Raw genomic sequence first — 13,057 nt, forward strand, 5'->3', positions numbered from 1 at the left:
AAAATGCGCCGGGTCCGAAATTTTTTGCCGCCGGCCAGGGCGGACGGTCCGGGGACGGCGGAACGCGCCCCCGAACCGCTTGAACGGCCTCAGGAATCGTCGTCCGGCGACGACATGTCGGCGATGTCGTCCAGCGAGACGTTGTCATCATCATCGTCATCGTCCAGGACATCATCGCCCAGATCGACATCGACGTCCTCGTCATCTTCCAGGACCACGTCATCCGCGTCCAGGTTCTCTTTGGCCTTCAGGGTGGCCGCGTCTTCGGCATCTGCTTCGATCATCCGGGTCTTGCCGGTATCCAGCTCGACGACCTCGCCCGTGTAGGGGCTGACGATCGGGTCCTTGTTCAGGTCATAAAAGCGCTTGCCAGTGGTGGGGCAGACGCGCTTTACACCCCATTCTTCCTTGGGCATGTGGATCCCCTTGATTTACTGGTGAGTCGTATCGACGATTCCGGTGCCTTGCCATATGAGGGGGGCACTGTCAAAGCCAAAGCCTGGAAAGGGGCGCATGCATGGCCGAACATCTCCTGCCCGGGAACCCGCCGGTGCCGCTGACGCTGCGCCGCTCGGCGCGGGCGCGGCGGATCAGCCTGCGGATTTCCTCGCTGGACGGGCGGGTGACGCTGACCCTGCCCAAGGGGCTGCCGGAGCGCACCGCGCTGGCCTTTGCCGAGGAAAAGGCGGACTGGATCCGGGCCAATCTGGAAAAGCACCCGGATGCCGTCGAGGCCGTCTTTGGCGCGGTGCTGCCGATTGACGGCCAGGACCGGGTGATCGCGCCGGCCCCGGGGCGGCGCATCCAGCTGGAGGCCGGCCGCGTTGCGGTGCCGGGGCCTGCACCGGGACGGCCGCTGCAGCGGTATCTGCGGGAGCTGGCGCGCAACCGGCTGGCGGAGGCCTCTGATTTCTACGCCGCCCGGCTGGGCAAAGGCTACAGCCGCCTGACCCTGCGCGACACCCGCTCGCGCTGGGGCTCCTGCACCGCGGACGGCGGGCTGATGTACTCCTGGCGGCTGATCCTGGCGCCGCCCGCGGTGCTGCGCTATGTCGCCGCCCATGAGGTGGCGCATCTGCAGGAAATGAACCACTCGCAGGCGTTCTGGGACACGGTGGAGCACATCCACGGCCGCTGGCAGGACCAGCGCGCCTGGCTGCGCGAAAACGGCGCCAGCCTGCACCGCTACCGTTTCGGCGAATGAAATCAGGACTTTGAGCCGGCGGGCGCGCGGGCTAAGCTGGCCCCAGTTGCAGTTGCCAGTTCCCCGGTTCAGAGGCCGCCCCGTGTCAGACAAGCCGCAAAGACGCCTTGCCGCCATCTTCATGCTGGATGTCTCCGGCTTCAGCCGGATGATGGCCGAGGACGAGGCCGGCACCCTGAACCAGGTGCTGGCCCAGCAGCAGACCCTGATCGCGCCGGCCATCCGCAGCCATGGCGGCCGCATCGTCAAGCTGATGGGCGACGGGGTGCTGGCGCTGTTTCCCAGCGTGATCTCGGCGGTGGAGGCGGCGGCGCATATCCAGGCGGATGCGGCGCGGACCCGCCACCTGCCGCTGCGCATCGGCATCAATCTGGGCGAGGTGCTGATTGCCCAGGGCGATGTCTTCGGCGACGAGGTGAACATCGCCGCCCGGCTGGAGAGCCTGGCGCGCCCCGGCGGCGTGGCGCTGTCGGCGGCGGCTTATGACCAGGTCCGCAACCGCATTCCCTATGATTTCGAGGATTTCGGCCGGCATGAGGTCAAGAACCTCCCCGACCCGGTGCAGGTTTATTTTCTGGGCGAGGAGCTGACCTCGCTGCCCTCCCTGCGCCGCAGCACCCAGCCGCCGAAACCGCCGGACCCGGCACCGCGCCGGGGAATGCGGCCTGCGATGCTGCTGCTGGCGGGTTGCCTGGGTGCGGCCGCCGCCGTTGCCGGGATCTGGGGCTGGCAGCAGGCGGCCCGGCAGAACAGCGCCGCAGTCCCGGCGGCAGGCCGTCCCGCCGCCACGGCATTTGAGGGCAGCCCGGTGATCGCGGTGCTGCCGTTCACCGCAGACGCGCTGCAGCCGGAAACCGCGCGGATGCTGTCGCAGGACGTGACCCGCAGCCTTGCCGCCGCCAGCGATGTCCGCATCATTGCGCCCAGCAGCAGCCGCGCCGCCGCCGGCCTGCTGCCGGGCGAGGCCGCGGCGCTCCTGGGGGCGGATTTCGTGGTCGCGGGCCATCTGCCCGGCACCCTGCTCGACGGGGTGCGCCTGGAAATCCTCCAGGCGGCTGCGGGCAGCGGCGGCGAGGCCGGGGCAAAGCCGCTCAGCATCCTGCCGCCGCAGCCTCAGGAAGCCGCTGCGCCCCTTGCTCAGCAACTTGCCGCAAACATCATCCGCTATTTCGGCAGGCCGCTGCCGGAGCTGGATGTTCCTGACGTGCCCGATGGCGCTTTGCTGCAGCTGTTCACCGCCCGCAGCCTGAGACAGCACGGCAACCGCGGCGGTGCGGAGCTGGCCCTGCGCCGGGCGCTGCGGATGGCGCCGGACTGGCCGGACGCGCAGGCGCTGGCGGCGCTTTGGCATCTGGACCTGCTGACCGGCCCGGTGGCTGACCTGCCGCAGCGCGCGGCAGAGGCGGCGGAGATCGCGGCCGGTCTGCCGCCGCAGTCTGCCGCCCTGCAGTTGCGGGCGCTGGCGGCGCAGTTTGCGGGCCGGTCCGATGCGGCGCTGCAACTGGCCGAACAATTGGCAGAGGCCTATCCCAACGATGCCCAGGGGCAGCTTCTGCGTGCCTGGCTGCTGCATCTGGCAGGGCAGGCGGGCGGTGCACAAAACGTGCTGGATCATGTCAGCCAGCTCGACCCGCTGCCGCAGCCTATGGTGCTGACGGTGCAGTCCGCCATCCACCTCGCGGCGGGGCATGATGCGGAGGCCGCAGCTGCCGCGGCTGAAGCGCTGGCGCTGGAGCCCGCGGCGCAGCTGGCCTGGGTGCTGCACTGCGCCAGCCTGGCTGCGCTTGGCAGCTTTGACGAGGCCGCCACCGCCTGCGCCCGGCTCAAGGGCGCGCCGCTGACGCTGGATCAGGCGGCGGCGGCCTTTCCCTATTCCGCCGCAGCGCCGCGGCGGGCCTTGCGCACCGGCCTCAGCCTGGCCGGTCTGGCGGGCCGCCCCTGAGGGCGCGCGCAATTGCGCGGTTGACCGCGGCGGGATTTGTGATCACATGACCGGATGAACCAGCCTGTCCGCCCCGCCCAGGAAACCGCCTCTGCCCCGGCCCATGACCGCGTCTACCGGGCGCTGCGCACCCGCATCATGCACGGCGAGATCACCCCCGGCGCCGCCCTGACCCTGCGCGGCATCGGCGGCGAATTCGGCGTCTCGATGACGCCTGCGCGCGAGGCGGTGCGCCGCCTGGCCGCCGAGGGCGCGCTGTTCCTGTCCTCTTCGGGCCGGGTGACCACGCCGGAACTGACAAACGAGCGGATCGAGGAACTGGCCGCCCTGCGCGCGCTGCTGGAGGTGGAGCTGGCTAGCCGCGCCCTGCCGCGCGCCCATATGGCGCTGATCGACCGGCTGCAGACGATCAACACCAACGTGGCGGAGATGGTCTCCAAACGCGATGCGGTCGGCTACATCCGCACCAATCTGGAGTTCCACCGCACCCTTTACCTGCGGGCCCAGGCGCCGGCGATGCTGGCGATGGCGGAAACCGTCTGGCTGCAGCTTGGCCCGACCATGCGGGCGCTCTACGGCCGGTTGCGCCGCACCGACCCGCCGCAGAACCACCGCCTGATCATCGCCGCGCTCAAGGCCGGGGACGAGCCCGGCCTGCGCCTGGCGGTGCGCTCCGATGTGACCCAGGGCCTGCGTTTGCTGGCAGGCTAGGGCGGTTTGCGACCCGGTTCCCAGGCAGGGCCCGAACTGGTACACTCCAAGCCTATGAAAAGCCCTTCAAATCGCCGCCTGGCAGCGATCCTGGCCGCGGATGTGGCGGGCTATTCCCGGCTGACCGCCGCGGATGAGGAAGGCACGGTGGCGGCGCTCCGCGCTATCCGCAGCGAAGTGGTCGGGCCGATCACGGAACAGCACGGCGGCCGGATCGCCAATACCGCGGGCGATAGTTTCCTGATCGAATTCCGCAGCGCCGTCGATGCAATGCGCGCCGCCCTCAGCATTCAGGACCGGCTGCAGGCCCGCAATGCCGGGGTGGCAGCGGACCGCGCCATCCTGCTGCGCATCGGCCTCAACGTGGGCGACGTCATCTCCAACGGCGATGACATCCTGGGCGACGGCGTCAACGTCGCCGCCCGGCTGGAGGCGCTGGCAGAGCCGGGCGGCATCACCGCCTCCGACGCCGCCGTCGGCTATGCCCGCAAGAGCATTGCCGCGCAGTTCATCCCGATGGGGCCGCAGACAGTCAAGAACATCCCCGAGCCGGTGGAGGCCTACCGGGTTCGCAACAGCGGACAGGCACCGGTGCGGAAGACCGGCATCAAGGCGCCGCGCACCCGGCTGGCTGCCGGGTTGGGCCTGCTCGCGGCCGCTGCCGCGGGCGCGGTTTTGTGGATCGCTCCCTGGCAGCCCAACCCGGACCAGGCCGTGGCGGCGCGGATGGCCTTCCCGCTGCCGGACCTGCCCTCCATTGCAGTGCTGCCGCTTTCCGACACCACCGGTGACAGCGGCAACGCGATGCTGGCGGATGGTTTTTCCGAGGACCTGATCACCGACCTGTCGCGGATTTCCGGCCTGTTCGTGATCTCCGGCAACAGCTCTTTTGCCTATCAGGATCAGCAGATCAGTCCCGCCCAGTTCGCCGAGGAGCTGGGCGTGCGCTATGTGGTCGATGGCAGCCTGCGCCGCACCGGCGCGGCGTTCCGGGCCACTGTGCGGCTGACCGACACGGCCAGCGGCCAGCTGGTCTGGGCAGAGCGGTTCGACGGCCCGCTGGAGGATGTCTTCGCGCTCCAGGACCGCATCGCGCTGGCCATCGCCCAGGCGCTTGGCCTGTCCTTGGACGCCGAAGAGCGCAGCGGCATCGAACAGCAGGACACCGCCACCATCGCCGCGCGCGAAGCCTTCCAGCAGGGCTGGGAGCTGTACGCGCGGTTCAACGAGCAGGACAATCTGGCCGCAATCCCGCATTTCGAACAGGCGGTGGCGCTGGATCCGGATTACGGCCGCGCCTGGGCTGTCCTGGCAATGGCGCATCTGCGCCCGCATATCCTGCACCACTGGCGGGGCTACACCCCGGCCACCGGCCAGACGCATATCGGCCAGTTCTACAAATACCTGCGCGAAGCCGTCCGGCACGACACGCCGCTCCGGCACGTGATCCGGGCGATGGTGCTCCTGAACCTGCCGGACTGGGAGGGGGTCTACGGCGGCAGCCGCGGCACCATCGAGGCCCGGCAGGAAGCTGCCAAGGCCATTGCCCTGCAGCCCAGCGACCCGGAGGCGCATCTGACGATGGGCTGGGCGCTGATTGCCGCGGGCGAGCTGGAACAGGGGCTGGCCTTTGTCCGCGCCGCGATGCGGCTCGATCCCAGGCATCCCAGCCACTACGCGCTGTTCGAGGCGGCAGCTCTTTTTGCAAGGGATGATCTGCCGCAGGCAGCCGCCGTGCTGCAGGCAGAGCTGGACCGCAACCCGCAGGCCAGCGAGCTGATGCCGGTTGCGGCCTCGGTCCTGGCGCTGCAGGGGGAGCTGCGGGCCGCCCGCGCCATGGTCGAGCGCTGGCACAGCGGCAGCAGCACCGCGTCGCTGCCGGCAGCGGTGCAGGACTATTTCTTCATCCTGCGCTGGACCGGCGCCAGCCAGCACCTGAACCGGCGGCTGTCGGACGGGCTGCGGCTTGCAGCGCTGCCGCCGGGCACAACGGTGGCAAGCCTGAGGGCCGAGCTGTCGCTGGCCGATGCCGGCACCCAGCGCCAGGCGGTCCGGGCGCTGGGCCTGTTCGGCCCGGCCGCCGCGCCCGCGGTGCCGGAGCTGACCGCCCTGCTGGACAGCCCCTCCGCCTTTGTGCGCAAGGAGGCCGCCAACGCCCTGGGCAGCATCGGTGCCGCCGCAGAACCGGCGCTGCCCGCGCTGGACGCCCTCGCCGGCTTGGGCCTTGCCGGCAAGCGCGCAGCGCTGGCGGCGGAACGGATCCGCAGCAGCCTGGCCGGGGAGGAGCTCTGACAGAGCGGAGATCCCCGGATTCCAGCACACCGCAGGGAGCCGGGGCAGCCCCCCTGCGGCCTTGCCGGGCGTCAGGCGGCCGGGCTGTAATAGGGCGAGTTCATCGCCCGGCTGGCGGTCTCCGTCACCGCGGCGTCAAACACCCGCGTGTAAAAGGCGCAGCCCAGCTCGGCGGCGGTTTCCGGGAACAGGTTCACCGCAAAATCCAGCGCCTGGTCCAGGGTGGCAAAGGCATCGAACCCGCCCAGCGTCCGGGTCTGCAACCCGCTCAGCCAGACCTTGTTCTGAAGCCCCGGCAGCATCTTCAGCGCCGTGTTGCGGGCCTGCCAGGGCGCGTCTTCAAAGGGCACCGACAATTGCAGCTCGGTATAGACAAAGGCGCCGGGGGTCGCCGAGGCGCCGCCGTAATGAACCGCACCCATGTCGCGGCTGGCGGCCTCGGTCGCCTCGGCATCAAACACCCGCGTGTTATGCGCCACGCCAAAGGCCCGGGGTTCCGACGGGAAATAGCCGGTCACGAATTTGCGCGCGTTCTCAATGCTGTCAAAGCCATAGAAGCCGCCCAGCGAATTGGTGCCGTGGCCCGACAGCCAGGTCTTGTTCAGGAATCCCGGCTGCTGCCGGATCTGCTCGTTGATCTCCTGCCAGGGTGCCTGATCGAACGGCACGGAGATGGCAACTTCGGTATAGACAAAGGCTTTGGGGGTCATAGCTGTTTCCTGTGCTTTGGGAAGGGAGGGCAGCAGCAGTGCGCCTGCAGAGGCGGCCAGCAGCTGGCGGCGGGACAGCCGCGATCGTTCGCGGAATTCCGCGTTCTTTAATGTCTTTTTCATGGTCACTCCTGGTTGCTTGCATTTTGCAAGTGATTCAATGGCTCGCATGAGTGCTTGCATTTTGCAAGTGAAAACTTTAGGCAGGCTGCATGACCCAATCGCGCAGCAAATACGACTCCGGCTGTCCCGTCGCCTACGCGCTGGATATTTTCGGCGACCGCTGGAGCCTTCTGGTGATCCGCGACATGGCGGTGAAGGGCGCCCGCACCTATGGCGAGCTGCTGGCAGGATGGGAGGGGATCTCCACCAACATCCTGGCGCAGCGGCTGAAGCAGCTGGAGGAAGCCGGCATCGTCACCAAGGCCAAGGACCCGGACAACGGCCGCAGCTATGTCTATGGGCTGACGGAAAAGGGCCGCGACCTGGCGCCGGTGCTGATCGAGATTGCCCTGTGGAGCGGCCGCCACAACCCCGCCGCCCATGCCATGACGGGGTTCCTGGACAAGATCGAAGCCGACCGGGCGGGCACCGAGGCCCGGATGCGGGCAGGGGAGCTGCCCTAAGGCTGGTCTCCTGGTTCCGGCACTTGGCATCAGTGCCGCCCGCCGCGGCCCTCATGAGACTTGCTTTTGCCCGGCCCCCGTCCGATAGGGCAGTATGTTCAAAAGCCGCGCCATTACCTTCATTCTGATAACGCTGATGATCGACGCCATCGGCATAGGCATCGTGTTCCCGATTATGCCGGACCTGATGGACCGGGTCGGGGCGGGCGGTACCGGGCAGGGCGCCTTTTGGGGCGGGTTGCTGATGGCCGCATATTCCGGCGCGCTGTTTCTGTGCGGCCCCGTCGTGGGCAGCATTTCCGACGCGGCCGGTCGCCGGCCGGTGCTGATCGCGGCGCTCGTCATGCTGGCCCTGGATTATGTGATCATGGCCCTTGCCGGCAGCTTCTGGCTGCTGCTCATCGGGCGCACGCTCGCGGGGCTTGCCGGGGCGACCTATATCACCGCGACCGCCTATATAGCGGACATTTCCACGCCGCAGGAAAAGGCGGCGAATTTCGGCCTTATCGGTGCGGCCTTCGGCATCGGCTTTGTGCTGGGCCCGGCAATCGGCGGGATCGCCACGGAAATCAGCATCGCGGCGCCGTTCTGGATCGCGGCGGGCCTGTCGGCGGCCAACGCCCTGTTCGGGATTTTCGTGCTGCCCGAAAGCCTGGCACCGAACAAGCGCCGCCCCTTCGGCAAGCGCGACCTCAATCCCTTCAAGTCGATCTTCGATGCCTTCCGCCTGCCGGGCCTTGCGGTGCCGCTGCTCTGCATCTTCATCTTCGAATTTGCCAATATGGTTTATCCGACGATCTGGGCCTTCTGGACCCGCGAAGTGTTCGGCTGGCCGACCCTCTACATCGGCCTTTCACTGGCGGCATACGGCGTGCTGCTTGCATTGGTCCAGGGCGGGTTGATGCCAAGCCTTATCAGATGGTTCGGGGATTTCCGGACGCTGATGCTGGGGATGGTTTCGGCGCTGATCGGCATGATCGGATTCGGCTTCACAGGGTCGCTCGCGGGTTTGGCGGTCTTCCTGGTTCTGGCGGCATTGTCTGATCTCGTGCCGGCCCTGATGACGGCCATGGCGTCTAACCAGGCGGATGAAGACCGGCAAGGCGTGGTGCAGGGGGTGATCGCGTCGCTGTCATCCATGGCGGCCATCCTGTCGCCCCTGGCCATGACCGCCCTGTTTCAGGCCGCGGTCGACGCTGACGGTGTCTACCTGCCGGGCGCGCCCTTCCTGTTTGCGGCCGTCCTGGTGGTTGCGATGATGCCTATGGCGGTGCGCTTGAAGGGGCATGCTTCCGTCTGACCGGCCCCGTGCCGGAACTGTTTGCTTCAGCCAGCACACAGACGCCCCAGGCAAAAGAAAAAACCCGGCCTCGCAGCCGGGTTTTCCTGTTGTTTGCCGAGGCGGATGCTTACGCCGCCAGACCCTTGGAGCCAATGGCCAGGAACTTCTGGCGCCGGTCCTTGATCAGTTCGGCGCCGTCCATGCCCTTCAGCTCGTCCAGCATCTCCTGGATGGCGCCGCTGACAGATTTGATCGCCGCCTTCGGGTCGCGGTGGGCGCCGCCCAGCGGTTCCGGGATGATCCGGTCGTTGACGCCCAGCTTGTTCAGATCCTGCGCGGTCAGCCGCAGCGCTTCCGCCGCCTCGCGCATCTTCTCGGCATCCTTCCACAGGATCGAGGCGCAGCCCTCAGGCGAAATCACCGAATAGATCGAATGCTCCAGCATCGCCACGCGGTTCGCCGTGGCAAAGGCCACCGCGCCGCCGGATCCGCCTTCGCCGATGATGACAGAGATCAGCGGCACGCCGATCTTCAGGCACATCTCGGTCGAGCGCGCAATCGCCTCGGACTGGCCGCGCTCCTCGGCACCCTTGCCGGGGTAGGCGCCTGCGGTGTCCACCAGGGTGATGACCGGCAGATTGAAGCGGCTGGCCATCTCCATCAGCCGGATCGCCTTGCGGTAGCCCTCGGGGCGCGCCATGCCGAAATTGCGCTCGATCCGGGATTTGGTGTCGCTGCCCTTCTCATGGCCGATCACCACCACCGGCTGGTCGTTGAAGCGCGCGAGGCCGCCCATCACCGCCAGGTCATCGGCAAAGTTCCGGTCGCCGGCCAGCGGCGTGTATTCGGTGAACAGCGCCTCGATGTAATCCTTGCAATGCGGGCGCTCCGGATGGCGCGCCACCTGGCATTTGCGCCAGGGCGTCAGATTCTTGTAGAGGTCCTGCAGCAGCTGGGCCGCCTTGGCGTCCAGCGCCTTGGCCTCATCCGCCACATCCATTTCCTCATTCGCGCGCGCCAGCGCCCGCAGCTCTTCCGCCTTGCCTTCGATTTCGGCCAGCGGTTTTTCGAATTCCAGATACTGGGTCATGTTGCCTCTGCTCTGCAGGTTTGCAGCTATATGGCCTTAGCGGCGCCAAGATGCAACTCAGCAAGATTTGTGATCTATGCTCATGCGATCACCTGAGGGCAGAGAGACACGAAGGAGACGCCGCAAATGGCCGCCAGCTACGAAGACCGGATCCTGCGGGTGCTGGCCTATATCCACGACAACCCCGGCGGCGACCTGTCGCTGGACCGGCTCGCGGATGTGGCGGCGATGTCGCGGTTCCACTGGCACCGGGTGTTCCGGGCGCTGACCGGCGAGACCTGTGCCCAGGCGGTGCGCCGCATCCGGCTGCACCGGGCGGCGGTCTGGCTGGTGATGGAGGAGATGCCCATCGCCCAGGTGGCCGCCCGCGCAGGCTACCCGAACCAGAACAGCTTCTCCCGCGCGTTCTCGGATGCTTACGGCAGCAGCCCGGCGGCCTTCCGCCGCGACGGCCAGGTGCGGCTGCCGAACCCCGCCCTCAGAACAGGAAGCTATCCCATGTATGACGTGATCACCCGCACCGACCCTGCCCGCCGCCTGGCCGGCCTGCCGCACAAGGGCGCCTACCATGAAATCGGCAAAAGCTTTGAGGCCTTCGGCGCCCTCTGCGAAACCCGCCAGCTGTGGCCGCATCTGGGCGCGGTGCTGGGGGTCTATTTCGACAGCCCTGACGAGGTGGCCGAGGCCGAACTGCGCAGCTTTGCCGGGGCGGAGTTCGCGGGCGAAGCGCTGCCGGAGGGCATGGAGGGGGTGAGCCTGCCCGGCGGCCGCGCCGCGGTGCTCACTTACAAGGGGCCGTATTCCGGCATCCACGCCGCCTACCACAGCCTGTTCGGCAACTGGCTGCCGCAATCGGGCGAAGAGCCCGCCGACCAGCCTTGCTACGAGATTTACCTCAACAACCCGCGCGAAACGGCACCGGAGGACCTGCTGACAGAGATCTGCTTGCCGCTGAAATAGCACCCCTCCGGACCACGGGAATGCCCAGCATCACTGCGGCCAGATCACCGGATAGAGCGAGGCCACCAGCAGCACCGCCATGGTCCAGTTGAACAGCACCAGGCGGCGCGGGCTGGTCAGCAGCCGCGCCATCTGCTGGCCCAGCACCGTCCAGGAGCCGACCGAGGGCAGGTTGATGGCGCCGAAAATCACCCCCACCAGCAGGATTGCCGTCAGGGTCTGATCCGGCGTGTAGGCGCTGATCGCCGTGAGGGCCATCGCCCAGGCCTTGGGGTTCACCCATTGAAACGCCGCCGCCTGCAAAAATGTCATCGGGCGGCCTTCCGCGCCTTTGGCCTGCACCGGCGCCGCATTGGCGATCTTCCACGCCAGCCACAGCAGGTAGAGAACCGACACCGCCTTCAGCACCGTGTAGCTGACCGGGAAGGCATCAAACACCTGCACCAGACCGGCGCCGACCAGCAGCACCATGAACACGAACCCCAGCGCCACCCCCAGCATATGCGGAATGGTGCGGCGGAAGCCGAAATTGGCGCCTGAGGCCATCAGCATCAGGTTGTTCGGCCCCGGGGTGATCGAGGAGACAAAGGCAAACAGCGCCAGCGCGGTGAGGAGTTCATAGGTCATGCGCAAAATCATTGCGCCAAACCAGCCAAATGAAATTGCGTTTTGCCAGAATATGCCCTTATTTTCGCAACCAATGGCGAAAAATGACAAGATAAACCAGCAGATATTGCAGGAACTTTCCCGCGACGGCCGGATCAGCAACCTGGAACTGGCGGAGCGCGTGGGCCTCTCGCCCTCCGCCTGCCTGCGCCGGGTGCAGGAACTGGAGCGCGAAGGCGTCATCACCGGCTACCGCGCGGTTCTGGACCGGCAGAAGCTGGGGGTGGGTTTTGCCACCTATATCGGCGTCGGCCTGGGCGAGCACACCAAGGAGGCGCAGGAAGCCTTCGAGCGCGCCATGCAGGCGGCGCCGGAGGTAGTCGAATGCCACAACATCACCGGCACCATCGAATACCTCCTGCGTGTCGAATGCGCAGACCTGCCGAGCTACAAGAAGTTCCACACCGATATCCTTGGCACTTCGCCTTATGTCACCGCGATCACCACCTATGTGGTGATGGGCTCGCCCAAGGATCTGCGGGCGTGATCCCCGGCCCGGTTGGAAATTGAGTATTTGAGCAAAGAAGAAGCACAGGTTCCGTCCCTTCTTCTTTGTCCAAATACTCATTGCGCCAGAGTAGCCTCAGGCGCGCGGCTGCAGGTGTTGCGCACCCTGCGTACGCTGGCCTCACCGGATATTAAGCCGCTTTTGGCAGTCTTGCTCCCGGTCGCGATCACCCGCCGGGGCTTGGCTCCCCGGCACCCTTGGAACCGGACCCTGCCTGGCAGCAGGGCCGTGCAGAGACAACGTTTAGCACGCTGGCGGATACGCCCGTCCATCTCCGCCATTCTGGCGGCGCCGTCAGTCCATAATGCTTCCGCTGAACCGGAACATGGAAACAGGCAGATACGGACCAGACACACCGGCAGGGCAGGGGCCTTGGCCGGGCTCCAACGGTTGCCCGCAGGGTGGGCGATCCCGCCCGCCGTCACCCGCCACGCAACAGCGCCCGCAGCGCTATCTCCGGCGAGGCCAGGACCGGCACCCGTGTCTGCTCGCGCAGCAGCTCCGCCGCCCCGGCCATCGAGGCCTGCGCCAGCACCACGCAGGCAAAATCCATTGCCGCCAGCGCCTCGGCCGCATCCGCCGCGATGGCAGCTGCGAATCCCGCACCATCCCCGGCTTCGAACAGCGGCCAGTGCTGGCCCAGCTCCAGGCAGGTGAGATCCGGATCGCGCGCCCCGAAGGCGCGGCGCAGCAGCGCTTCCGAGGGCTCCGCGGTGCTTCCAAGGCAATAGGCCATCAGCACCGGACCGCCGATGCGTGCGGCCTCCTGCATCATCGGCCAGTCGATGCGGATGGCGCCTGTCTCCTCCGCCGCCGGGCCAAGGGTGGTGCAGGTGCACAGGACCGGGCCGTCCGCCGCCGCAACGGCCGCGGCAATCTCGGCCTTAAGCGCGGCATCAATCCCGCTTTGTGCCCGCTCCAGCCAATCGGTGCGCACCTGCTGGCCCAGCACGGCCCCCGGCGCCAGCGCCCGGAAGGTTTCCACATGCACCTCAGCCGTATGCAGCAACGTCAAATCCGGCATTCTTCTCTCCAATCAAAAAAGGGCGCCCCGGCGGGACGCCCT

The 13,057-nt window shown here is 67.4% G+C and carries 13 protein-coding genes; 8 read left to right on the forward strand and 5 right to left on the reverse strand.

The window, feature by feature from the left end:
• Positions 1–89: 89 nt before the first annotated feature.
• Complete coding sequence (locus AC58NV_RS07130; RefSeq protein WP_174145900.1) at positions 90–416, reverse strand: TIGR02300 family protein; 327 nt, start codon at positions 414–416, stop codon at positions 90–92.
• 101 nt (positions 417–517) lie between these two features.
• On the opposite strand from AC58NV_RS07130, the gene AC58NV_RS07135 reads away from it, so the two are divergent.
• From AC58NV_RS07135 to AC58NV_RS07150, 4 genes are all read left to right on the forward strand, one after another.
• Complete coding sequence (locus tag AC58NV_RS07135; protein WP_497226509.1) at positions 518–1,204, forward strand: M48 family metallopeptidase; 687 nt, start codon at positions 518–520, stop codon at positions 1,202–1,204.
• A gap of 82 nt (positions 1,205–1,286) precedes the next feature.
• Positions 1,287–3,146, forward strand: a complete 1,860-nt coding sequence (locus tag AC58NV_RS07140) for an adenylate/guanylate cyclase domain-containing protein (RefSeq protein ID WP_497226510.1) — start codon at positions 1,287–1,289, stop codon at positions 3,144–3,146.
• Between the two features lie 54 nt (positions 3,147–3,200).
• Positions 3,201–3,857 carry a GntR family transcriptional regulator gene (locus tag AC58NV_RS07145; RefSeq protein WP_366661216.1) on the forward strand — a complete coding sequence of 219 codons (657 nt, stop codon included), beginning with the start codon at positions 3,201–3,203 and terminating at the stop codon, positions 3,855–3,857.
• A gap of 54 nt (positions 3,858–3,911) precedes the next feature.
• Positions 3,912–6,149, forward strand: a complete 2,238-nt coding sequence (locus AC58NV_RS07150; protein WP_497226511.1) for a HEAT repeat domain-containing protein — start codon at positions 3,912–3,914, stop codon at positions 6,147–6,149.
• A 71-nt stretch (positions 6,150–6,220) separates the two neighbouring features.
• Here AC58NV_RS07150 and AC58NV_RS07155 read toward each other — a convergent pair whose 3' ends face one another.
• Positions 6,221–6,982 (reverse strand): YdhR family protein, encoded by a 762-nt coding sequence (locus tag AC58NV_RS07155; protein WP_497226512.1) that lies wholly within the window; start codon positions 6,980–6,982, stop codon positions 6,221–6,223.
• A gap of 89 nt (positions 6,983–7,071) precedes the next feature.
• Here AC58NV_RS07155 and AC58NV_RS07160 point away from each other — a divergent pair, with 89 nt between their 5' ends.
• Positions 7,072–7,485, forward strand: coding sequence for a winged helix-turn-helix transcriptional regulator (locus AC58NV_RS07160; RefSeq protein WP_497226513.1), 414 nt, complete (start codon positions 7,072–7,074; stop codon positions 7,483–7,485).
• A 94-nt stretch (positions 7,486–7,579) separates the two neighbouring features.
• Positions 7,580–8,785, forward strand: coding sequence for an MFS transporter (locus tag AC58NV_RS07165; protein WP_497226514.1), 1,206 nt, complete (start codon positions 7,580–7,582; stop codon positions 8,783–8,785).
• A gap of 109 nt (positions 8,786–8,894) precedes the next feature.
• Here AC58NV_RS07165 and AC58NV_RS07170 read toward each other — a convergent pair whose 3' ends face one another.
• Positions 8,895–9,857, reverse strand: coding sequence for an acetyl-CoA carboxylase carboxyltransferase subunit alpha (locus tag AC58NV_RS07170; RefSeq protein ID WP_497226515.1), 963 nt, complete (start codon positions 9,855–9,857; stop codon positions 8,895–8,897).
• A gap of 126 nt (positions 9,858–9,983) precedes the next feature.
• Between AC58NV_RS07170 and AC58NV_RS07175 the strand changes: the two genes are divergently transcribed.
• Positions 9,984–10,817 (forward strand): AraC family transcriptional regulator, encoded by an 834-nt coding sequence (locus AC58NV_RS07175; protein WP_497226516.1) that lies wholly within the window; start codon positions 9,984–9,986, stop codon positions 10,815–10,817.
• Between the two features lie 30 nt (positions 10,818–10,847).
• Here the strand turns inward: AC58NV_RS07175 and AC58NV_RS07180 are convergent, their stop codons facing one another.
• Complete coding sequence (locus AC58NV_RS07180; protein ID WP_497226517.1) at positions 10,848–11,444, reverse strand: LysE family translocator; 597 nt, start codon at positions 11,442–11,444, stop codon at positions 10,848–10,850.
• Between the two features lie 73 nt (positions 11,445–11,517).
• Here AC58NV_RS07180 and AC58NV_RS07185 point away from each other — a divergent pair, with 73 nt between their 5' ends.
• Complete coding sequence (locus AC58NV_RS07185) at positions 11,518–11,970, forward strand: Lrp/AsnC family transcriptional regulator (RefSeq protein ID WP_497226518.1); 453 nt, start codon at positions 11,518–11,520, stop codon at positions 11,968–11,970.
• Positions 11,971–12,412: 442 nt separating this feature from the next.
• On the opposite strand, the gene AC58NV_RS07190 is transcribed toward AC58NV_RS07185, so the two are convergent.
• On the reverse strand, positions 12,413–13,015 hold the full coding sequence (locus tag AC58NV_RS07190; RefSeq protein ID WP_497226519.1) for a hypothetical protein: 603 nt from the start codon (positions 13,013–13,015) through the stop codon (positions 12,413–12,415).
• Between the last annotated feature and the right edge of the window lie 42 nt (positions 13,016–13,057).

It is taken from the genome of Leisingera sp. ANG49 (assembly GCF_059694505.1).